Below are 23,092 nucleotides of genomic sequence, written 5' to 3'. Positions count from 1 at the left end.
TTAAGGATAATTAAATTTTAATATATAAATATTTTAGGAGGGTTTTAATATGCTGAAAAGAGAAAGAGTAATAGAAATATTAGAAAAATCTGGAGTCTTACTTCAAGGACATTTTTTATTAACTTCTGGTCGTCATAGTAGTCAATATATGCAGTGTGCACAGATACTTCAATATCCAGAGTATACAGAGGAAATAGCACGGGGTTTAGCAGAGGATTTTCGTAATGATCAAATAGATGTAGTTATTGGACCTGCTATGGGTGGGATTATTATCGCCTATGAACTAGCTAGACAATTAAAGGCAAAAAATCTCTTTGCAGAAAGAGAAAATGGGAAAATGACCTTGCGTAGAGGGTTTATCATTCCAGAAGGAACTAGGGTTTTGGTGGCAGAAGATGTGATTACTACTGGAGGTTCTGTTAGGGAAGTGATAGATATCGTAAAGGAACAGGGAGGAGAAGTAGTAGGGGTAGCGGTGTTGGTAGATAGAAGCAATGGACAAATTAATTTTGATACAAAGCTAAGTGCTGCATTAACAACAGAAGTAATCTCCTATGAAGAAGAAACATGTCCTCTTTGTAAAGAAGGAAAGATACCTGCTGTAAAGCCTGGCAGCAGAAAAATATAAAACTGAAATTTTCCACTGAAAATTGAATGATCAATTCTATATTAGAAGATTAAATTTTTCTATTTCTATAAAAATACACTCCTTTCCAATGCAAGGGGTGTATTTTTGTGACACATAAAAAATCATGTACTTTCTAAGTAGATAAGTGTAAATAATGAAGATTTCTGATTTTGTATCAATCTCTTATATAAAATGCAAGTTTGATTTAAATAAATTGTTATAAAATCGTCAAAAAATTACGAAAAAATCATTGCATCCTATTTTTAACTATAGTATAATTTAGATACAATCGTTTGCATCGGATGTATTACTCATATACAATCGCTTGCATTTTTAAAACCCAATCACACAATCGTTTGCATGAGATAAAATAAGAAATACAATCGTTTACACAAGGAGGTTGGCATGTATTCACACGAAAAGTATCATTTTAAAGAAGTAGGAGAATTGATTCAGAAGATAAAAGACTTGAAACTGGATGTGCCTGTTTCAGAAAATCTAGACATTCTCAAAAGTGGTTGTCAACTTAGAAGAGGTGAGATTCAAAATAAGATGGTGATTCATCCTATGGAGGGCTGTGATGGTGAATTAGATGGTAGTCCTAGCGAATTGACCTTTCGAAGATATAAAAGATTTGCCAGGGGCGGCGCCGGACTCCTTTGGTTTGAGGCAACAGCAGTGGCTCCAGAAGGCAGAGCAAATCCAAGACATTTATACATAGGTCGTGAAAACGTAGGAACCTTTAAAAAAATGCTAGATTATTCTTTGAAAGAAGGTAAAAAAGCAAATGGGGAAGAATATAAACCCTATACCGTTCTCCAATTAACCCATTCAGGTAGATATAGCAGACCAATTAATGTACCGGCACCGATTATCGCCGTGAACAATCCTTATTTAGACAAGAAGGAAATTCAGCATTACCATATTATTACTGATGAGGAGTTAAGAGGATTAGAAGAAGCCTATGTAGAGGCTGCAATATTAGCAAAAGAAGCAGGTTTTGATGCTGTAGACATTAAGTGCTGTCACAGATATTTATGTTCTGAGTTATTATCTGCGCATACAAGGGAAGGAGAATACGGGGGATCCTTTGAAAACAGAACAAGGTTTTTGTTGAATATCATTGATAAAATCAAAAGTAGACTGGAAGATACTATAGGTATTACCGTTAGATTAAATGTTTTTGATGCCATTTCCTATCCCTATGGTTGGGGAGTGGATAAAGCTGATACAAATCAATATGATCTGAAAGAACCTATTATGCTGGTAAAAGAACTATCTAAAAGAGGGGTTGAAATTTTAAATATTTCAGTTGGTAATCCCTACTATAATCCTCATGTTGGTAGACCCTATGATTTAGGGCCTTATGTACCAAAGGAACATCCATTAGAAGCTATTGATAGGTTGATGAGGATGGCGAAGAACATTCAACAGCAGGTACCAACAATCATGGTGATTGGAACGGGTTTCAGTTGGTTAAGAAAGCTTGGACCCCATGTGGCGGCAGGTGGTATAAAAGATGGTTGTTTCCGTCTTGTAGGCTTCGGCAGACAATCCTTTGCATATCCTGATTTTGCAAGAGATATTCTTGAAAAAAATCAGTTTGATGAGAAAAGGTGTTGTATTGCCTGTAGTAAATGTACTGAAATTATGAGAGACGGTGGAAGAACAGGCTGTGTTATTCATGATCAAGAAATTTATATGGATATCTATAAGGCTGGCAGAAAAGATAAGCCATCTTTAGTTGGAACCCATGAAGCAGACCATATATAGTACTAGCATTTTTATTATTCAATGATAAAGAACAAAAAGGAAACGATGAAAGGAAAAGCTAATTATGTATACGATAAAAGATGTTGCAAAAATGGCAGGCGTGTCTACTAGCACTGTTTCAAGAGCATTGAGTGGAAACATCCCAGTGAATGATGATACCAAGAAGCGTGTTTTTGATGCGGTAAAACAATTGAATTATAAACCCAATTTTTTAGCTAAGGGATTAAAAGAAGGAAGATCTAGTGCCATTGGACTGATCATTCCAGATATTCGAAATCCTATCTTTCCAGCTTTAGCAAGGGGAGTTGAAGATACCGCTAGAAACAGTGGGTTTAATGTAATCTTTTGTAACAGTGATGAAAACATTGAAAATGAGATCGAATCTGTTAACATGTTAAAAAATAGATTAGTAGACGGCTTCATATTTGCAACTGCATCAGTGGATTGTCAGCATATACACCAATTACGAGACGAAAATATACCTGTTGTATTGATGGTTAGAAATATAGAAGAGCTTTTTGATGCTGTTGTTACCAATAATTTTGAAGCATCTTATCATGCGGTAAAATATCTTATCGATAGAGGCTTGAAAAAAATAGCAATCATAAACGGTCGATTAAATCTAAGTCTATATAGAGAGCGATACGCTGGGTATAAAAAGGCATTAGAGGATCATGGCATTGATTTTTCACAGGAGATTTGCTTTAATTGTTCTACTGCAGATGCTAATTGCTATAATATTGTAAAAAATTATTTTGCTACCCATAGAGATATTGAGGGGGTTTTTGCCACCAACGATTTAAGAGCAATTGAAGCTATTAGAGCTATAAAGGATGCAGGACTACGGGTACCAGCAGATGTTTCAGTAGTTGGCTTTGATGATATACAAATTAGCTCTTTACTGGATCCACAGTTAACAACAGTAGCTCAGCCTCTATATGAAATGGGGAAACTGGCTGTTGAAAAATTGATAAAAATTATTGATGAAAAGGGCAAAAGAAAGCAGAAGCCTGAGATTGATGTAGTTGAATCAAAGTTAATCATAAGAAATTCAACAATCTAAGTATAGGAGATATTTTACGATTACAATGCAAACGATTGTGCGTTTTACTGATAATTAATAATGGTAAACAAGATAATAAAACCATCGAATTAATGATAATCCATAGTTTTTAACAGCTAATTATAAAAAAAGCATCTTCGATGCTTTCGCTGGGTGAAACAACTAAGCGATCAGCACAATTTAGCAAGCTAAATTGGCTGCCTGCTTGTTTGAAACCAATTGCGGAAATTATAGCTTATTCACAACTACACAAAGTTTATAATTTCCTATTGGTTATAAAATAATAATCAAGGGGGCAATATGTAATGTTTAAAAGAAACAGAATTATGGTAGGGGCAATGGTACTAATACTTTTAATTTCACTTCTTACTGGTTGTGGAAAAACAACTTCAGAGGGAGCACCATCAGGTAATGGAGGCACTGCTGAAGGGGATCAACAAAACTATGTAATTAAGTTTGCTCATGTTGTTAGGCCTACAACAGCTAAGGGGATGGCAGCTGAAAGATTTGCAGAGTTAATAGAAGAAAGATCTGGAGGGAGAATTAGAGTAGAGGTTTACCCTGATTCTCAATTAGGTACAGATCAAGAAATAACAGAGCAAATGCAACTCGGAACCATTCAAATGAATGCACCTTTCACAGCAGTACTTGCACCTTTTGTACCGCAATTCCAAGTTTTTGACCTGCCGTTTATATTCCCAGATACCGTCACAGCATCAAAAGCAATGAATGGTGATATGGGAGAAAAATTAAATGAATATCTAATTCCAGCGGGACTTAGAGGGTTGGGCTACTGGGATGGAGGCTTTAAACACTTTACAAATTCAGTAAGACCTATTGAAACACCAGCAGATATTGATGGGCTAAAGATGCGAGCTTCTCAAAGTCAATTATTAATCTCTCAATTTAGAGCTTTGAATGCAGGAGGCATTTCTATTCCTTTTGCTGAGTTATATACAGCTTTACAAAACAAAACTGTTGATGGCCAAGAAAATCCATTATCCAACATTGTGTCTAGAAAGTTTTATGAGGTTCAAGATTATCTAACCTTAAGTAGTCATGGTTATTTAGGCTATGCCCTTGTAATTAGCAATGATTTTTATGAAAATCTACCAGTTGATCTACAACAAATGGTAGAAGAAGTGGCAAATGAAGTGGCTCAATGGCAGTGGGAAAAAGCAGCGGAAGAGGAAGCTGAATACATGAAGGCAGTAAAAGAATCCGGAATACAAATCTCAGAGTTAACTCCTGAAAACAAAGATGCCTTTATTGAGGCCACCAGTGGTGTTTATGATGAATTCAAACAGATTTCAGGCGGAGAAGAATTATTAGAATTATTAAAAGGTATCCGTGGATATTAATAACAAGAAGGGAGGGACCCGCTTGGGTCCTTCCTTTAAAAAGGGGGGATACATTTGAATAAATTAAATCATGTATTGAATCATATTGAAGAGTATATTGCATCTTCCTTATTAATCTTTACTTCTTTCTTAGTTTTTGTTCAGGTTGTATTTCGTTACCAATTCAATTATTCAATTTATTGGTCGGAAGAAGTTGCTAGATATCTAATCGTTTGGTTCATATTTATTGGTAGTAGTATTGCTGTAAGGGAAAAAGCTCATGTATCAGTAGATGCTGTTGTAACCTATTTGCCAAGTTGGTTAAAGAAAATTTTTGCTATTCTAGCCTCTTTGATATCAATCGCCTTTTCCATTATGATAATCATTGCTGGATGGGGAATGATTGAGAATGCTATGAAGTTTAATGCTGTTAGTCCATCAATGGGCTTGCCATTACTTTATCCATATCTTGCTATACCAGTAGGATCCTTTTTAATGATGATTAGATTTTTACAGGAACTATGGATCAACGTGAGAGATTTTATAAGCTCTTCGGCAGAAAAAAGGGGGTAAGCACAAAATGATGGTTGTAGTTATATTTTTATTGCTTCTTGCGGTGAGTGCTCCTATTGCCGTAGCTACAGGTCTTACTACGATTATAGCTATGTATCTTAATGATATTTCTTTGACAGTAGCAGCACAAAAAATGTTTGCTGGGGTAGATTCCTTTTCCCTAATGGCAATACCATTTTTTATTTTTGCAGGAGATTTAATGCTTGTAGGAGGCACCTCGAAAAGATTAATTAACATGGTAAATAAATGGGTTGGTTGGACAACAGGTGGACTACCAATAGCTGGGGTATTATCCTGCATGTTTTTTGCGGCTTTGTCTGGCTCCGGTCCAGCTACAGTTGCCGCTATAGGTGGTGTCATGATCCCTTCCTTAAAAGAAGCCAAATATACACCTAAGTTTTCTGTTGGATTGATGTGTGCAGCAGGATCTCTTGGAATCATTATTCCTCCAAGTATAACCATGCTGGTTTATGGTGTTATTTCTGAGGAATCCATCAGTAAATTATTTATAGCAGGAATTATTCCGGGAATTTTTATAGGTTTTGTGTTAATCCTTACCAGCTATGTCATTGCAAAGAAACAAGGACATCAACCGGGGGAAAGAGCAAGTTGGAAAGAAGTTTTCAAGGCAACAAAAGAAGCTATTTGGGGAATTATGATGCCTATCATCGTATTAGGTGGTATCTATTTAGGTGTTTTCACCCCTACAGAAGCCGCAGCTGTTGCCATTATTTATAGTATTTTTGTTAGTATGGTGATCTATAGGGAAATAAATATTAAAAAATTATTTCAAGTAGCAAAAAAATCAGTAGTAATTTCTTCTATGGTTATGTTTGTTATATCAACGGCAAAAATATTTAGCTGGTACTTAACGTTTCAACGAATTCCAATGATTGTTGCACAGCATGTACTGAACTTTGCTACAACCCCATTCCTTGTTTTAATTTCCATTAACGTTCTATTGCTTTTCGTAGGAATGTTTATGGATCCAAGTGCAGCTGTCCTAATTCTTGTACCGATATTTTTACCTGTTCTGGTAGAACTAGGGGTTAGTCCTATCCATTTTGGGGTTATTATGATTGCTAATCTAGCAATAGGGATGCTCACACCTCCTTTTGGATTAAATCTATTTGTTGCATCAGGAATTAGTAACATGTCTATGACGGACGTAACAAAAGGTGCATTGCCCTTTATCTTTGTATTAATTATAACATTATTGATCATTACCTTTGTACCGCAATTATCATTAGTATTACCTGAAATGATTTATGGAAGATAATCATGACAATTTATAAAAAAAATAAATAGCGATAAAGTATATTTTATTGACAGGATGGGTGAATAGATGAAGAGTAAAGCAATGGTATTAAAAGAGTTTATGAAACCGTTAGAAATGGTAGAAATTGAAATTCCTACTCTCAAAGAAGGAGAGGTTCTAATAAAAATTGAAGCAGCAGGGGTTTGTGGTTCTGATGTCCATATGTGGAAGGGGGAGGATCCTAGAACGCCACTACCAATTATTTTAGGGCATGAAGGAGTTGGAAGAGTTCAGGAGATTAAAGGAGAAAAACAAACAATTTATGGAGAAGAACTAAAGGCAGGCGATTTGATTATTTGGAACAGAGGTGTTACCTGTGACAAGTGCTTTGCCTGTAAGATACTAAAAGATCCCTCCCTATGTAAAAACAGAAAGGTATATGGGATTAATCAATCTAGTGCTGTTTTTCCATATTTAAACGGTTGTTATTCGGAATATGTAATCTTGAACGGAAATACAGACATTTTTAAAGTTGAAGAATCTATAGATCCAGCCTTATTAGTATCAGCTTCATGTTCAGGGGCTACTGTTGCCCATGCTTTTGATATGGTGTCAGGTATTTTGGGGGATACAGTGGTGATCCAAGGTCCTGGACCATTAGGGGTTTATGCTGTAGCCTTTGCAAAAAACATAGGAGCTTCTGAAATTGTGGTTATTGGAGGTTCTAAAGAGAGATTAGACCTATGTAAACATCTTGGGGCTACCCTAATATTAGATCGACATGAAACTAGTATTACAGAAAGAAATGAAATCGTTATGGAAAAAACCCGAGGAATGGGGGCAGACCTTGTAATCGAAGCTGTGGGAACTAGAGGCGTAGCAGAGGAAGGGTTAAAACTACTAAGAACAGGGGGAACCTATCTTTCTACAGGCTATGCTCAACCGGCAGGAAAAGAATCTATTGACTTCTATCGTGATATAGTTAGCAAGAACATCACCATCAAAGGAGTATGGGTTAGTGATACCAAGCATACAAAAATGGCTATGGATATCGTAATGAAAAATAAAAAGGATTTTGCAAAGCTAATTTCCCATCGATTTTCTCTTGAAGAAGCAAATAAAGCAATTGAAGCTATGAACTCTAAAGAAGCTTTAAAGGCTGTATTAATGCCAGATGAAGCTCTAGAAAGTAAAAAATAAAAATAAAGAAGATTGCTGGATTTAGATTGTAAAATCCTGAGACTAGGAAATAAAAGGAGGCGAGATTTATGATAAATTATTTTACAGAAATTATAGGTGCCAATATAGAAATACATTCAGTAAATACAGTAGTAGTGGGATCAGGTGCAGCGGGTTTTAATGCTGCTGATAGAATTTATTCCTTTGGGCAGCGGGACGTCATCCTAGTTACTGAAGGGATAAATATGGGAACTTCCCGTAATACCGGCTCCGATAAGCAAACCTATTATAAATTAACGCTTTCTGGTGATAAAAAAGATTCAGTATACGATATGGCTAAAACCCTCTTTGAGGGAGGAAGCATGGATGGAGATATTTCCTTAGTAGAAGCTGCATTATCACCCCAATGCTTTTATCGACTGGTGGATATTGGTGTACCCTTCCCTCATAATAGATATGGTGAATATATTGGCTATAAAACCGATCATGACCCGGGACAAAGAGCTACTTCTGTTGGGCCTCTTACATCAAAACTAATGACAGAAAAATTGGAAAAAGAGGTTATGAATAAAGGCATTCAAGTATTTGACGGCTATCAAGTGGTGGGAATTTTGACTAATAAGGAAAAAAATAGTGTTTTAGGTCTATTAGCCTTGAATATGAAGGAACTTCAAAAGGAAAATAAAAGATATACACTTTTTAATTGTAGAAATGTTGTCTATGCAACAGGTGGTCCGGCGTCTATCTATCAAGATTCTGTTTATCCAGAAAGTCATACAGGAACAAGTGGAATTGCCTATGAAGCTGGAGTAAAGGGTAAAAATGTAACGGAATCACAATTTGGTATTGCATCTACAAAATTTAGGTGGAATCTATCAGGCACCTATCAACAGGTATTGCCAAGGTATATTTCTACCAATCAAGATGGAAGTGATGAAAAAGAGTTTTTAGATGAATACTTTTCTAACACAGGAAAGATGTTGGATGCCATTTTCTTAAAGGGATATCAATGGCCCTTTGACCCAAGGAAAATACAAAATGAAGGCTCATCCCTTATAGACATTCTCGTATATCAAGAAAAAGTTGTAAAGGGTAGAAGAATTTATCTGGATTTTATGAATAATCCCTCTGCTGCCATCAATAATGGGGAAATGAATTTTAAATTACTAGGAGAAGAAGCCCATACCTATTTAAAAAATTCTGGTGCTTTATTTGGAAAACCTATTGAACGTCTTGCTTATATGAATCAACCAGCCATTGATTTATATTGGAATAATGGTATAGATATAACAAAGGAATACCTTGAAATAGCCGTTTGTGCACAGCACAATAATGGTGGGTTAAAGGGAGACATTTGGTGGCAAAGCAATGTAACAGGCTTTTTTCCAGTAGGAGAAGTAAATGGCAGTCATGGAGTCTATCGTCCTGGGGGGAGTGCATTAAATGCTGGTCAAGTAGGAAGCTTTAGAGCAGCTCAGTATATTGCCAACTGCCGAAGAGAAACTCCTTTACCGGCAGAAGAATTCATCATGTATACCTCTGATCAAATTCAAAACCTGGTTGAAGTTGGGCAACAGTTTCTATCTACTCTAGGAGACACCAGTAATGTGTTAGAGATAAGAAAAGAATATGCATCTCTTATGACACAATATGGTGGCGTTATTCGAAACCAAGAAAAAGTTAAAGAAGCTATTAAAAAGGTTAAAGTGGCTTTAAAAAATTTAGAAGTTCAAACCAAAATCAAATCAATTGAAGAGCTACCTTATGCCTATCAAAATCGTGATTTGCTTATCACACAGTTGGTATATCTATCTGCCATAGAAGATTATATGAAGCAGGGTGGAAAAAGTCGTGGTTCCTATCTAATAACGGAAGCAGAAGGGGAAATCAGTATAGATAGCTTAAGTGAGAATTTGAGTTTCTCCTTAGAAAATGGTTATTTAAGCAGTAAAATTCAAGAAATAAGTTATTTAAACGGTGAAGTAACTACCGAATGGAGAGAAGTAACTCCTCTACCTGAGGAAGAAAGCTGGTTTGAAACTATTTGGAATCAATATAGAAATAATACTATCATTACATAAAGAATAAAAGATGTTGAGTTAACTTAAATCCTAAAATGATGCTATAAGGATAATCAACCCAAAAAACTTAGGATCCCCAACTTTTTAAGCGGGGATCCTTTATATTATGAAAAGAAAAACCAAAAAATATAATTAGGGCTCTTTTCGTTGTATTAATCCCTATAAATAGGATTGATTTATTGGTATAATGATAATGAAATAAAAAGTAAAAGGATGATATCATGGATATTTATTATATGGATAGAAAAACAGGTGAAAAGAAAAAGGAAGTAGTAGCTGGAGATCGATTGATAAGGTGGATGTATGAGACTAAAAGGGGCAACGGTTTCTTAGAAATGATGATAAAGAAAAAAGTCTTTTCTAGTTTTTATGGAGGACTTCAGGACTTGCCCATAAGCAAAAAAAAAATTAAGGCTTTTATTAAGGAATTAGATATTGATATGAATGAAGCAGAAATTCAAGATCTATCTAGTTACAGAACCTTTAATGATTTTTTTGTTAGAAGACTAAAAAAAGAAGCAAGAATAGTAAGTGAGGCCAAAGAAGCATTGATTTCTCCAGCTGATGGCAGAATGCTGGTCTATGAAAATATTGATATAAAAAAGCTAATACAAGTAAAAGGACAAGAATACTCCATGGGGGAACTGATACAGAATACAGAGTTGGCTCAGCAATATGAAGGAGGAGTATGCATAATTGTAAGATTAAATCCTTCTGATTATCATCGCTTTCATTTCCCAGATGAAGGGATTCCAGAGGCTGCAGTAAGAATCAAAGGAGATTATTATTCTGTTAATCCAATCGCATTGAGAAAAAAAGCAAGGATATATTGTCAAAATAAAAGAGAAATTACGCTGTTTCAATCAGAGAATTTCGACGATATTCTAATGTTGGAGGTAGGGGCCACCTGTGTAGGTTCTATTATCCAAACCTACATCTCTAAGAAAAGGGTTGCAAAAGGAGAAGAAAAAGGTTATTTCAAATTTGGCGGATCTACTGTGATTTTATTTCTAAAGCCTGATACTGTAAAAATTGATGAAGATATTCTTAATTATACAAAGGAAGGATTAGAAACCAAGGTAAACATGGGAGAAAGAATAGGATTCGGCAAAACAAGTTAAGCAGAATGCTTAACTTGTTTTATTACACTCTTTAAAAGAGGTTGACACAAAATTAAATTTTAGCAATCTGCTTATATCTCTTGTAAAGTATGTGGACGCAGGGAAAAAAGTGTTGTATAATGATACAATAATAAAAATATTCATAACTATTTTAAAAATATTAATTGTTTGTTATTAAATCTTTATAATGTAGTATAAGTCTCAAAACTAAAAGGCAAGTTCTACAGTAGCTTTTGGTGATTATGTTATTAATGGGAAAGCTATATATTAATTTTACAGAAGTTTTAAAATTTAAAATTAATTGGGACGGGGGAGCTATATGATTAATAAAGGAAAGGTAGATCTTTACAAAAGAGATGATATCTTTGCAAACATTAATAATGTATTATCAAAGGAAGTCTATGAAAAAATAATTGAAAGCAATTCTATCCTCATAGAAAATGCTAAAATTTTTATGAATTACCTGCTTTCTTTCATTCAAGAAAAAAATTTCATTATTGTATTAACAGACAAGCATGCAAACGTTTTAGAAGCTGTTGGAGGAGAATATATTTTACAAAAATCAAAAAAAGATCTAAATTTTTTGAAAGGAGCAATCCTAAAGGAAAGCTTCGTGGGTGAGACTGCAATTAATCTTGCCATTAAACAAAACGTTCCTACTCAGATTTGCGGAGTGGAGCATAGTAATCCTGGTCATCAAGACTGGTCTTGTTATGCCGCACCTATTATGATTGAAGAGGATACTATGGGGGTCATCTGTTTAACTGAGTATAATAAAGAGCCTAATGAAAATGCACTGGGAATGATTATAGCTTCTGCTAAGGGTATCGAAAATCAAATAAAGAATCATATAAAAACTTTGAAAATCCAAGAACAGACTAAATATCAAAATGCAATTGTTGAAAATATTTCAGAAGGATTTTTGATGATTGATAATAAGGGAATCGTAACCTACATAAATGAAAAAGGCGGTAAAATACTAGGCATTAATAAAAAAGAAAGTATAGGAAAGCCTATAGGAGATTTAGTACCTTTTAAGCCTATTATTCTAGATGTTTTAGATACTGGAAGGGGATATACCGATAGAGAATATGTTTTAGAGAATTATGAGGGAACAAAATATCACTTACTAAAAACCGCAACACCTGTTAGAGATGAAAATGGAGAATTAATAGGTGTAATTGATATATTTAAGGAAATAAAATATGTAAAGAAGATGGTTAACAATATGGTAGGGGCAAAAGCAAGCTTTACCTTTGATGACATTGTCGGTAGTAGCAGTGAAATGGTGGAATGTATTAACCTCGCAAAAAAAGCTGCCCAAAGTTCATCTAATACATTGATATTAGGAGAAAGTGGTACTGGTAAAGAACTGTTTGCTCAAGCTATCCATAATCAAAGCGCCCGGAGGAATGGGCCTTTTGTTGCTATAAATTGTGCTGCAATACCTAAAGAATTAATCGAGAGCGAATTATTTGGCTATGCTTCGGGGGCCTTTACCGGTGGAATAAAGGGAGGTCGACCAGGAAAGTTTGAACTGGCCAATGGTGGAACTATATTTTTGGATGAAATCGGAGATATGCCTTTAAACATTCAAGCAAAACTTTTACGAGTGTTGCAGGATAGAAAAGTAGTAAGAGTTGGAGCAAATAACGTTTTTAGTGTTGATGTACGAATCATTGCTGCCACTAATAAAAATCTGTATGATGCCTGTAAAAACGGTGATTTTAGATGGGATATCTATTATCGGTTAAATGTTTTAACAATACAAATACCTTCACTTAGAGAAAGAAGCGAAGACATAGAAGAGGTTACAATGCATCTTATTAGAAAAATAAGCAAAAGGTTGGAAAAAACCACCAAAGAAATTTCAAATGAAGCTTTAAATCTTCTAAAGGTGAATTGCTGGAAAGGTAATGTCAGGGAATTGGAAAATGTATTAGAAAGAGCTATTAATATGTGTGAGGAGGAAAAAATTGATTTAAAGCATCTTCCACAACAATTAACTAATGAAAACAATAAAAAAATTGAGGAAAATAGAGGATTTCAAGAAATAATGTCTTTAGAGGAAATGGAACGAGAATTAATAGAAAAAGTACTCATGCATTGTGAAGGCAACATATCCAAGGCCTCAAAGCTGTTGAATGTTAGTAGAAACACTTTGTACAATAAGATGGGAAAATATAAATTAAGTGTCTAGACACGAATGATATGCCCAATTATTGAGCAGTGCTCAATAATTGGGCATATTTTTATCGACTTTGAAAAAACAAGATTTCGTCGAAAAAAGGAGAAAACACCTAAATGAATTGTTCAAAAAATTAGCAAATTTTTTACGTGGAACCATCTCACATTATAAATTTATTAGTACGTATCTTATGACTATACTGCAAATACTGGATTTTCCAAAGAAAATTTTTTTCGAAAAGTTTGGCATAAGACTTGCAACTATAATTAAAAAGAAATGATAGTTTATTTATATATTTATTCAATATATTTAGGAGGTGCTAGCTATGTATGACAAGGAGTTGTTAAAAGATTTTTATACAACTATGGTTAGAATCCGTTACTTTGAAGAGAAAATCGAGGAAATGTCATTAAAGGGAGAAATACCCGGTTTTGTTCATCTATATATTGGGGAAGAAGCAATAGCAACAGGTGTATGCAAAAATCTTACTCGTAAGGATTATATTCAAAGTACCCATAGAGGGCATGGACATACCATCGCAAAGGGCGCACAGCTTGATAAGATGATGGCTGAATTGTTTGGGAAAAAAACCGGCTATTGTAAAGGCAAGGGTGGTTCTATGCATATAGCAGATTTTAGCGTAGGCATGCTAGGAGCTAATGGTATTGTTGGCGGAGGTTTTAATTTAGCAACAGGAGGCGCCTTAGCAGAAAAAATGAAAGGGACCAATAATATAGCTGTTGTATTTTTCGGAGATGGCGCTTCTAATAGGGGAACCTTTCATGAAGCCATAAATATGGCGGCAGCTTGGAAATTACCTGTAATTTTCGTATGTGAAAACAATGAATGGGCTTCTACCACCCCCTATTTAGAGCAAACATCTGTAAAGGACATTGCGGATAGAGCAGTAGGCTATGGTATACCTGGAGTAATCGTTGACGGTAATGATATTTTTCAGGTTTATGAAGCCGCTAAAACAGCAGTGGAAAGAGCCAGAAAGGGAGAAGGACCTACTTTACTTGAAGCAAAAACCTATAGAATTAAAGGACACTTTGTTGGAGATCCAGAAATGTATAGAACAAAAGAAGAAGTAAAAGAAAGATTTAACAGCAATGATCCAATTAAACGATTTGAGGAAAACGTTTTATCTTCTGGAAGCCTGACAGGAAAAGAATTAGCAGAAATTCGTGAGAAGGTAATGTTAGAAGTTAAAAAAGCCGTAGACTTTGCAGAGAACAGTCGGTTTCCAGAAGTAGAAGAATTATATACAGACTTATATGTATAGGAGGTGATAGAAATGAGAAAAATTTCTTTTTCCCAAGCAACGCTAGAAGCTATGCAAGAAGAAATGAGACGAGATAAAAAGGTTTTCATTTTAGGGGAAGATATCGCTAGCCAAGGAGGTATTTTTGGACAATTTAAAGGCTTACCAAAAGAGTTTGGTCACGATAGAGTGCTTGACACTCCTATTTCTGAGACGGCTATAGTAGGAACTGCTATAGGAGCAGCATTGGCAGGTATGCGTCCCATAGCTGATATGCACTTTGCAGACTTTATGGGAGTTTGCATGGATGAAATATTTAATCAGATGGCAAAAATTCGGTATATGTTCGGAGGTCAGACAACAGTACCTATGGTAATTAGGGCCCCAGATGGGATAGTCCGTTCAGCGGCAGCTCAGCACTCTCAAAGTATTGAAGCTTGGTTTTTACATATTCCAGGGATAAAAGTAGTGGCACCTTCTAATCCTTATGATGCAAAAGGTCTTCTTAAAGCAGCTATAAGAGATGATAATCCTATTATCTACTTTGAAAATAAAGATCTGTTTAGACAACTAGGAGAGGTTCCAGAGGAGGAAGAAGTGTTAGTACCAATAGGAAAAGCTAAGGTAGCCAAGGAAGGAAAAGATGTTACAATTATATCTTACTCCATCATGATGCAGAATGCTTTAGAAGCAGCTACTCTGATGGAAAGGGAAGGAATAAGTGCAGAAGTAGTTGATCTAAGGACAATTTCACCCATAGATAAGGAAACTATATTGAAGTCTGTGGCAAAGACAAAACGACTACTTATAGCTCATGAAGCGGTTAAGACTGGGGGTGTTGGAGCAGAAATAGCTGCTATTGTAGCAGAGGAAGGTTTGGATTACTTAGATGCTCATATCGTAAGAGTAGGAGGTAAGTTTACACCGGTTCCTTTTAGTCCAACACTTGAAAAAGCATATCGTCCTAACACCGCAGATATTGTTAATGGCGTCAAGGGGATGTTTTAATATCCCTTTTTTATAACCAATAGGAAATTATAAACTTTACTTAATTGTGGATGAGTATAATTTCCGTTATTGGTTTCAAAAAAGTCGTCCTTTAAATCTTCAAAAGGAAGACTTTTTTATAAAATAGATTTAAATTTAGTTTTAAATTAAAAAGGAGGAGAATGTATGAAAAAAGCATTAAGTTTATTATTAGTTTTTATGTTGTTGGTATCGCTTATGGTGGGATGTTCTAAACCTGCTGAACCAACAGGAGACACAGCTGGCGGCACAGAGGAGAAAGGTAATGATTTTCCAACGATGACTTTAAGAATGAGTACAACAACTGCAGAGACATCACCTTGGACTAAAGGTGCTCAAAAATTTGCTGAGTTAGTAAGTGAAAGAACTGACGGCAAGGTTACTATTAATGTTTTTCCAAATGAACAATTATCCAATGGAAATCAGCCAGGTGGTATAGAGCAATTACAGAATGGTGTAACTGATCTATCCTATCACTCTACAATTATTTATTCAGTTTTAGATCCAAAATATTCTGTAATATCAATGCCTTGGATATTACCAAACAATGATGAGGTAGATGCGGCTCTAAATGGTGCTCCAGGAGAAGCAATCAAACAATTAACTAGAGAAAAAGGAATCGAGCCATTAGCCTTTGGCGAAAATGGATTTAGACAAGTAACCAATAGTAAAAAAGCTATTTCAAGTCCACAAGATATGGGAGGCATGAAGATCAGAATTCCTGCTATGCAGATGTATACAGACTTATATAAAGCACTAGGAGCTGATCCTACTGTTATGAACTTTGCTGAAGTATTTACTGCATTACAGCAGGGAGCAATCGATGGTCAAGAAAACCCATTAGCTATTATTGTATCTAGTAATTTATATGAAGTGCAAGATTATATTTCTCTATGGAACTATTCCTATGATGCGTTGATTTTAGGGATGAATAAAGCAAAGTTTGATTCATTAAGTCCAGCCCTTCAAGAGGTAATATTAGAAGCAGCTAAAGAGGCTAGCGCATACCAAGTTCAATTAAATAGAGAAGAAGAAGCAAAAAATCTTCAATTATTAAAAGATAAAGGTATGACAGTAACAGAATTTACAGATGCAGAGATAGAAGTGTTTAGGGAAAAAGTAGCACCTGTTTATGAAAAATATGAAGATATCATCGGAAAAGATTTAATGGATATGTTTAGATAATAATTTTTAAAAAAACACTGTGGCCTGCAAAGCAGGCCACAGGGATAAGGTGGTGAAAAAATGCTTAGGATCTATGACTGGATTGAAAAAATTTCAAAATGGTTTTTGATTTCTAGTTTAGCAGTGATGGCAACTATTAACTTTGTTAATGTGTTGTCTAGAAATATCTTTAAGGCTTCCTTTTCATTTACCGAGGAATTAACAATAGGCCTCTTTGTATTTAATACATTCGTTGCTGCTGCTATAGCGGCTAGAAAAGGTGGACATCTAGGCTTAACGATTATATATGATAGGCTCTCTGAAAGCAACCAAAGAAAACTTAATTTATTAATAGGAATAATGTCAGCAGGACTATTTGCACTATTGTCATATCATGGTTATTTTATGGTTGCATCCCAAAGTCGTTATGGACAAATGTCACCGGCGCTAGGTGTACCACAATGGGTTTTTGGATCAGCTATCCCGATAGGAGCCTTATTATGTGTGTTAGGATTTCTCGTTGGTGGAATTGAAGCATTTAAGCAAAAGGGGGGAGAATAAATGGGTTTTTCAGCTATTACGTTATTTGGTTCTTTTTTTATACTATTATTAATGAATATCCCCATTGCAGTGGCATTAGGTTTATCTTCTGTTATAACCCTAATTGCATTTGATGTGCCGATGTCAATATACTCCTTTACCATGTATTCGGCTACAGCAAAGTTTACACTGCTGGCTATTCCATTTTTTATTCTTGCAGGTATGATTATGGAACGATCCGGTATTTCTAAGAGACTTATAGATTTTGCCAATAAAGCAGTAGGTCATCTTCGAGGTGGCTTAGCAATCGTAGCCGTTATCACATCCTGTTTTTTTGCTGCTATTTCTGGTTCGGGACCGGCGACGGTTGCAGCGCTAGGCTCTATCTTAATTCCAGCAATGGATGACGCTGGCTATGATAAGGGGATGGCTTCTGCCTTAGTTGCATCAGCAGGTGCCATTGGTATTATTATTCCTCCTAGTATTGCCTTTGTTGTTTATGGGGTTGTTGCAGAAGTTTCAATAGGCAAGCTGTTTATAGCAGGGATTGTTCCTGGACTATTATTTGGGTTAGCCCTTATTGCTGCTAGTCTGATTGTATCAAAAAACTATCAATTCAAAGATGTAAAGGTAGCTACTGCTAGAGAACTTTGGGATGCATTTAAAGATGCTTTATGGGGGATTATGACTCCCATTATTATTTTAGGCGGAATCTATGGAGGAATCTTCACTCCTACTGAAGCTGCTGGTGTAGCTGTGTTTTATGGATTGTTTGTAGGAATTTTTATATATAAAGAACTGAAAATAAAGGAACTTTCAAAGTTATTAGTGGATGCCTCCATTAGCTCAGCAGTTGTAATGTTGATTGTATCTTCTGCCTCGGTATTTGCTTGGATTGTTACAACACAAGGAATTGCCACAAATATTGCACAAGCAATGATTGCTTTCACAACAAATAAATATGTAATCTTATTAATTATCAATGTTATCTTACTTATAGCAGGATGTTTTATAGATGCTATTAGTGCTTATTACATCCTATTACCTATTTTCATACCAATTCTTAATGCAATTGGTGTGGACTTACTGCACTTCGGTATTATTATGACTGTAAATTTAGCTATAGGACAATTTACGCCACCAGTAGGTGTGAATTTATATGTAGCCTGTGGTATCGGAAATATTAGCCTAAGTCGAATATCCAAGGCAGTAATACCTTTTGTTGTTGTATCAATCATAGCGCTTATACTTATTACATACATACCAGCTATTACAACCTTTATACCCGAATTATTAGGTATGTAATAATACTAAAAAGGACAAAAAAGGGGTGTAATATAGATGCATGAATTATGCTTTGGCACTAATGGAAGAGTCGTAATGGTAAGGCTACTACCTGGTAGTGATTTGATACAATCTATGAAGAAAATTGCAGAGGAAAATAACATTTCTTGTGGCTACATAGTAACTTGTATAGGTAGTTTAGAAAGTGCTTCTTTTGTTTACCCAATTCCAAAGGAAGATAGTTATTTCAATATGGTTTATAGTGAAGCAATAAATTTAAAAGGCCCCGTAGAATTTTTAGGAGGGCAAGGAATTTTTGCAAAAGATGAAGAAGGAGAATTTCAAATACATCTCCATGGTTCTTTAAGTGATGGAACGATGAGGGTTTATGGTGGACATATCTTAAATGAAGGAAATATCGTACTAGCAACAATAGATTTAGTAATTCAAGAGCTAGAAGGAGTCGATCTAAAAAGAACTTACCATAAGGAAAGTGGAATTTACTTTTTCACACCATCAAGTAAGAAGGAGGAATAACATGACTACTTTAGTACAAATGCCTAAATTAGGATTAACTATGGTAGAAGGTACGATAACAGCATGGTTAAAAAAAGAAGGAGATCTAGTGGAGAAAGGTGAAATCCTTTTTGAGGTTTCCACTGATAAAATAACCAACGAAATAGAAAGTGCTGTCAGTGGTGTTTTAAGAAAAATCTTAGTACAAGAAGGAGAAACCTGTGAAGTCAAAAAAAATGTAGCTATTATTGCAGAAGAAAATGAAGATATTAGTAGTTATTTAATAGAGGATATAGATGAAAAAGAAGAAATATCTAAGGAAGAAGGTGTAGTTCAGAAAAATACAGTAGTTATAGGCATGGATAATATTAAGGCATCTCCTTTAGCTAAAAAAATAGCTAAGGACAACAGTCTAGATCTATCAATAATAACAGGAACTGGTCCCAATGGAAGAGTGGTTGAGAGGGATGTTTTGGTCTTCTTGGATAGTAATCAGCATAAAGTAAAAGCATCTCCAATGGCTGTTAAGATAGCTAAAGAATTGGAAGTAGACTTAAAGGAAATAAATAAGGACTCAAGAATTATGAAGACAGATGTTTACCAATATGCTGAAGGACAAAAAAACATAACTACATTTGATACTGAAGAAAAAAGAATGCCGATGAGCCAAATGAGAAAAGTTATTGCTAAGAGAATGCAGCAAAGCTGGACAACGATACCAACAGTAACCTTTAATATGAAAGCTGATGTCACAAATTTAAAAAATCTTAAGGGGCAACTATCCAATGAATGGAAAGTTACTTATACAGATCTGTTGGTAAAAATCGTTGCGAAGACATTGTTGGAATTCCCATACATAAATAGTTCCATAGATGGGGATGAAATCATTTTAAGAAACTATGCTAACATTGGCGTAGCGGTTGCATTAGAGGAAGGATTAGTAGTGCCAGTAGTAAAATCGGCTGATAGCAAAGGATTAAAAGAAATATCCATTGAAGTAAAGGGGTTTGCTGATAAGGCTAGAAACAATGAATTAGCTGAAGAAGATTATACAGGAGGAACTTTCACAATAACCAATTTAGGAATGTTTGGAATGGAATCCTTCACACCTATCATCAATCCACCAGAGGCAGCTATTTTAGGGATCAATAATATTGTAGAAACTCCTATAGTTATTAACGGAGCAGTTACTATTAAACCTATGATGAATTTAAGCTTAACGGCAGATCACAGAGTTGTGGATGGGGCAGTAGGAGCGCAATTTTTAGCTCGAGTAAAGGAATATATTGAAAAACCGGGAAAGCTGCTGCTTTAGGAGGGATACTATAAAAATAGCTATCCCATGATGTTTATGATCGTTGCATCCACATGTTTAAGCAATAATCTCCCCCTTTCTATATAGACCCACGGCTTTGGCTATGGGTTTATCAATAGGTCTACTTAGCAGATAGATATATTGATAAGCTCGTAGATTATTTATAAAAAATCAGCAGTGCAGAAGGAAAGCTAGAAATAATTATAAAATGTAAAGTGGGTGAAGGATTTGGGTAACCTATTAATTGTTAAGCTATTATTATCTTTTTTCATCATCATATCTTTGGCGGAAATTTCAAAGAGAGTAAGTCTACAACTTGGAGGAACTCTCTCAGGACTACCTCTTGGAGCTGGGTTATCTGTCTATTTTATTTCCTATGAACAAGGAGTAGAGTTCACTGTGCAAGGAATTCCATGGGGGATAGCGGGATTATCAGCTTCTATAATTTTTTGTTTTGTCTATTTTATAATAGTGAGAGCAAATAAATCAAATAGTAAGCTGGTTTCTATTTTAATACCTTCCATAGCAAGCATCATAGTATTCTTGGCCTTTGGTCGATTACTTACTTTGATACCCCTTACTATGCTCAGAGCAACATTATTGTTTATGCTGGTATTTGTTTTAAATATTTTCATTATTAACAAGTTAATAGATAAAGAACAGACGACCATTAAATCTTCAACTACTATTATACAGTTAGTCATTAGAGGACTTGTGGTTGGGCTTATTTTATTGGGAATTACTGGAGCGGCATCGATGGTAGGAAGCAGATGGGCAGTAATTTTAAGCTCTTTTCCCTCCACTCTTTTTCCATTATTATTGGTCTTGCATTATGAGGCAGGTAACAGGTCAGTTCAATTTGTAATCCAAGGTTTTTCTTACAGCGTAAGTACATTAGTAGTATTCTATTTTTCTTTTATGTTTTTTGTCCCAAGTTTTGGGCTTAATGTAGGATATTTATTGATCTATGCAGTTTGTATTCTTTATATATACTTTTTTAGGAAGATACAGGCTAGATGGGAATCAGGTAAAATCAAGAATACTTATGGGATGAAAAACTGACATAAATATACCTTGTCATGCTTTGATTTTAATGCACATGTATATACGGTTTCGTTCGTGACTAAAAGAGATAGCTATAAACTGCAACAGTAAATTTAAATATGTGATAAGATATAAAAGAGGAGCGTGGTTTCATGAAAAAAGTAATATTAATAGACATTGGGACAATTAGATACGAACAGGGCTTAAAAGTGCAAAATATGGTGATGAGCCACATGAAAAATCATGATGACTTAGCTGGATTTTTATTATTGGTAGAACACGATCCTGTTTTTACTGTTGGGAAAAGTGGAGGCTTTGAAAATCTATTATGGCCAAAGGAATATATTAAATCCTTAGGTATAGATATTCACGAAACCAATAGAGGGGGTAATATTACCTATCATGGGCTAGGACAAATAGTTGGTTATCCAATTTTGAACTTAAAGCATTTTAAAAAGGATATTCATTGGTACATGCACCAATTGGAGGAGATCATAATATGTACGTTAAAAGAAAACGGGATTCTTGCTGGAAGAAAAAGCAAATATAGAGGGGTTTGGGTAGCTGATGAAAAAATATGTGCTATGGGTGTAGCGCTGAAAAGTTGGATTACAATGCATGGGTTTGCTCTTAATTATGATATAAATGAAGAACACTTTAAGTTAATCAACCCATGTGGCATCACAGATTTTGGTATCACCTCTATAAAAAAAATCAAAAAGGATGTAGAAAAAGAAGCTGTATTACTAAAGATAAGGAGTAACTTTGAAAGTCTATTTGAATGTAAATTAATAGAAAAAAAATTTCAACAATTAGAGGAGATGATTTCTATTGACAATAGATAGAAAACCTTCATGGTTAACCAAAAAAATACCAAATCAGAAAAGTTTATATGCTATGGAAAATATGCTTAAGGGCTTATCACTACACACAGTTTGTGAAGGTGCGAATTGTCCTAATATTGGGGAGTGTTTTGAAAACAAAACTGCTACATTCATGATTTTAGGGAAGCAATGTACCAGAAATTGTAGATTCTGTGCTGTTTCAAAGGATTCCCCCGAAGAATTAGATAGGGAAGAACCTGAAAATGTAGCTAAGGCAGTAAAAGAACTGGGTTTAAAGCATGTGGTAATAACATCCGTTACTAGAGACGACTTAAAAGATGGCGGTGCCCACCACTTTGTACATACTATCAAAGAAATCAGGAGAAATAATGTCAACACTACGATAGAGGTGCTGATACCAGACTTTAATGGTAATAAAGATGCGTTGCAAAAAATTATTGACGTTGAACCTGAGATCCTAAATCACAATTTAGAAACTGTTCCTTTTCTATATAAGACAGTGAGACCGGAAGGTAACTATAAAAGATCTCTGAAGATTTTAGAAATAGCAAAGAGAGAAAACCCTAGAATAATAACAAAAACTGGTTTAATGCTAGGCTTAGGCGAAAATGAAGAAGAGGTCACCTTGGTGATGGAGGATTTATTGCAAGTAGGTTGCGATATTTTGACTTTAGGGCAGTACCTACAACCAACAAAGAAACACATCCAGGTAGCAGAATATATTTCCCCTGAAAAGTTTCAATATTATAAAGAAAAAGCAATTAAGAAGGGATTGAAGTATGTTGCCAGTGGACCATTCGTAAGAAGTTCATATAAAGCTATAGAAGGGTACAATATATTAAGCGGAGAATAAAAATTCTCCGCTTAAATTGTGTGAAAAACTCTAGTCA

20 protein-coding genes are annotated in these 23,092 nt (G+C 35.1%); all 20 read left to right on the top strand.

The features are described 5' to 3' along the window. The first annotated feature begins 49 nt into the window (after nt 1-49). The 20 genes from pyrE to lipA all read left to right on the top strand — a co-directional run bounded on the left by pyrE (nt 50) and on the right by lipA (nt 23,055). The gene (pyrE, locus tag CHB72_RS05580) at nt 50-628 is read left to right on the top strand and encodes an orotate phosphoribosyltransferase (protein WP_089281884.1); all 579 of its coding nucleotides are present in this window, start codon (nt 50-52) and stop codon (nt 626-628) included. Between the two features lie 405 nt (nt 629-1,033). After that, entirely contained in the window at nt 1,034-2,401 is a 1,368-nt protein-coding gene (locus CHB72_RS05575) for an oxidoreductase (protein ID WP_089281883.1), read from the top strand. A 64-nt stretch (nt 2,402-2,465) separates the two neighbouring features. Continuing rightward, nucleotides 2,466-3,464, top strand: a complete 999-nt coding sequence (locus CHB72_RS05570; protein WP_089281882.1) for a LacI family DNA-binding transcriptional regulator — start codon at nt 2,466-2,468, stop codon at nt 3,462-3,464. Between the two features lie 305 nt (nt 3,465-3,769). After that, on the top strand, nt 3,770-4,825 hold the full coding sequence (locus CHB72_RS05565; RefSeq protein ID WP_089281881.1) for a TRAP transporter substrate-binding protein: 1,056 nt from the start codon (nt 3,770-3,772) through the stop codon (nt 4,823-4,825). A 54-nt stretch (nt 4,826-4,879) separates the two neighbouring features. Then, the gene (locus CHB72_RS05560) at nt 4,880-5,377 is read left to right on the top strand and encodes a TRAP transporter small permease (protein WP_089281880.1); all 498 of its coding nucleotides are present in this window, start codon (nt 4,880-4,882) and stop codon (nt 5,375-5,377) included. Between the two features lie 7 nt (nt 5,378-5,384). Next, entirely contained in the window at nt 5,385-6,656 is a 1,272-nt protein-coding gene (locus CHB72_RS05555; RefSeq protein ID WP_176431219.1) for a TRAP transporter large permease, read from the top strand. A gap of 66 nt (nt 6,657-6,722) precedes the next feature. Further along, nucleotides 6,723-7,835 carry a zinc-binding dehydrogenase gene (locus tag CHB72_RS05550; RefSeq protein WP_089281879.1) on the top strand — a complete coding sequence of 371 codons (1,113 nt, stop codon included), beginning with the start codon at nt 6,723-6,725 and terminating at the stop codon, nt 7,833-7,835. A gap of 68 nt (nt 7,836-7,903) precedes the next feature. Beyond that, nucleotides 7,904-9,895, top strand: coding sequence for an FAD-dependent oxidoreductase (locus tag CHB72_RS05545; RefSeq protein ID WP_089281878.1), 1,992 nt, complete (start codon nt 7,904-7,906; stop codon nt 9,893-9,895). A gap of 221 nt (nt 9,896-10,116) precedes the next feature. Further along, the gene (locus CHB72_RS05540; RefSeq protein WP_089281877.1) at nt 10,117-11,016 is read left to right on the top strand and encodes a phosphatidylserine decarboxylase; all 900 of its coding nucleotides are present in this window, start codon (nt 10,117-10,119) and stop codon (nt 11,014-11,016) included. 319 nt (nt 11,017-11,335) lie between these two features. After that, the gene (locus CHB72_RS05535; RefSeq protein WP_089281876.1) at nt 11,336-13,216 is read left to right on the top strand and encodes a sigma-54 interaction domain-containing protein; all 1,881 of its coding nucleotides are present in this window, start codon (nt 11,336-11,338) and stop codon (nt 13,214-13,216) included. Nucleotides 13,217-13,529: 313 nt separating this feature from the next. Continuing rightward, entirely contained in the window at nt 13,530-14,489 is a 960-nt protein-coding gene (locus CHB72_RS05525) for a thiamine pyrophosphate-dependent dehydrogenase E1 component subunit alpha (protein WP_089281874.1), read from the top strand. Between the two features lie 12 nt (nt 14,490-14,501). Then, the gene (locus tag CHB72_RS05520) at nt 14,502-15,476 is read left to right on the top strand and encodes an alpha-ketoacid dehydrogenase subunit beta (RefSeq protein ID WP_176431218.1); all 975 of its coding nucleotides are present in this window, start codon (nt 14,502-14,504) and stop codon (nt 15,474-15,476) included. A gap of 165 nt (nt 15,477-15,641) precedes the next feature. Beyond that, complete coding sequence (locus CHB72_RS05515) at nt 15,642-16,679, top strand: DctP family TRAP transporter solute-binding subunit (protein WP_089281873.1); 1,038 nt, start codon at nt 15,642-15,644, stop codon at nt 16,677-16,679. 60 nt (nt 16,680-16,739) lie between these two features. Then, on the top strand, nt 16,740-17,219 hold the full coding sequence (locus CHB72_RS05510) for a TRAP transporter small permease (protein ID WP_089281872.1): 480 nt from the start codon (nt 16,740-16,742) through the stop codon (nt 17,217-17,219). Next, complete coding sequence (locus CHB72_RS05505; RefSeq protein ID WP_089281871.1) at nt 17,220-18,503, top strand: TRAP transporter large permease; 1,284 nt, start codon at nt 17,220-17,222, stop codon at nt 18,501-18,503. 36 nt (nt 18,504-18,539) lie between these two features. Further along, on the top strand, nt 18,540-19,019 hold the full coding sequence (locus CHB72_RS05500) for a PPC domain-containing DNA-binding protein (protein WP_089281870.1): 480 nt from the start codon (nt 18,540-18,542) through the stop codon (nt 19,017-19,019). A gap of 1 nt (nt 19,020) precedes the next feature. Continuing rightward, nucleotides 19,021-20,313, top strand: a complete 1,293-nt coding sequence (locus tag CHB72_RS05495; protein ID WP_089281869.1) for a dihydrolipoamide acetyltransferase family protein — start codon at nt 19,021-19,023, stop codon at nt 20,311-20,313. A 228-nt stretch (nt 20,314-20,541) separates the two neighbouring features. Further along, a complete protein-coding gene (locus CHB72_RS05490) occupies nt 20,542-21,375 on the top strand; it encodes a hypothetical protein (protein ID WP_089281868.1) in 834 nt (277 codons plus the stop codon). Between the two features lie 134 nt (nt 21,376-21,509). Next, nucleotides 21,510-22,202: a lipoyl(octanoyl) transferase LipB gene (lipB, locus tag CHB72_RS05485; protein ID WP_089281867.1), complete on the top strand. Its 693-nt coding sequence runs from the start codon at nt 21,510-21,512 to the stop codon at nt 22,200-22,202. Then, complete coding sequence (gene lipA, locus CHB72_RS05480; protein ID WP_330396984.1) at nt 22,189-23,055, top strand: lipoyl synthase; 867 nt, start codon at nt 22,189-22,191, stop codon at nt 23,053-23,055. Before lipB ends, lipA begins: the two co-directional genes overlap by 14 nt. Nucleotides 23,056-23,092 lie beyond the last annotated feature (37 nt).

It is taken from the genome of Anaerovirgula multivorans, assembly GCF_900188145.1.
Classification (GTDB): Bacteria; Bacillota; Clostridia; order Peptostreptococcales; family Natronincolaceae; genus Anaerovirgula; species Anaerovirgula multivorans.
The sequence above is the reverse complement of the archived record's forward strand: the minus strand, read 5'-3'. Positions and strand labels throughout refer to the sequence as shown.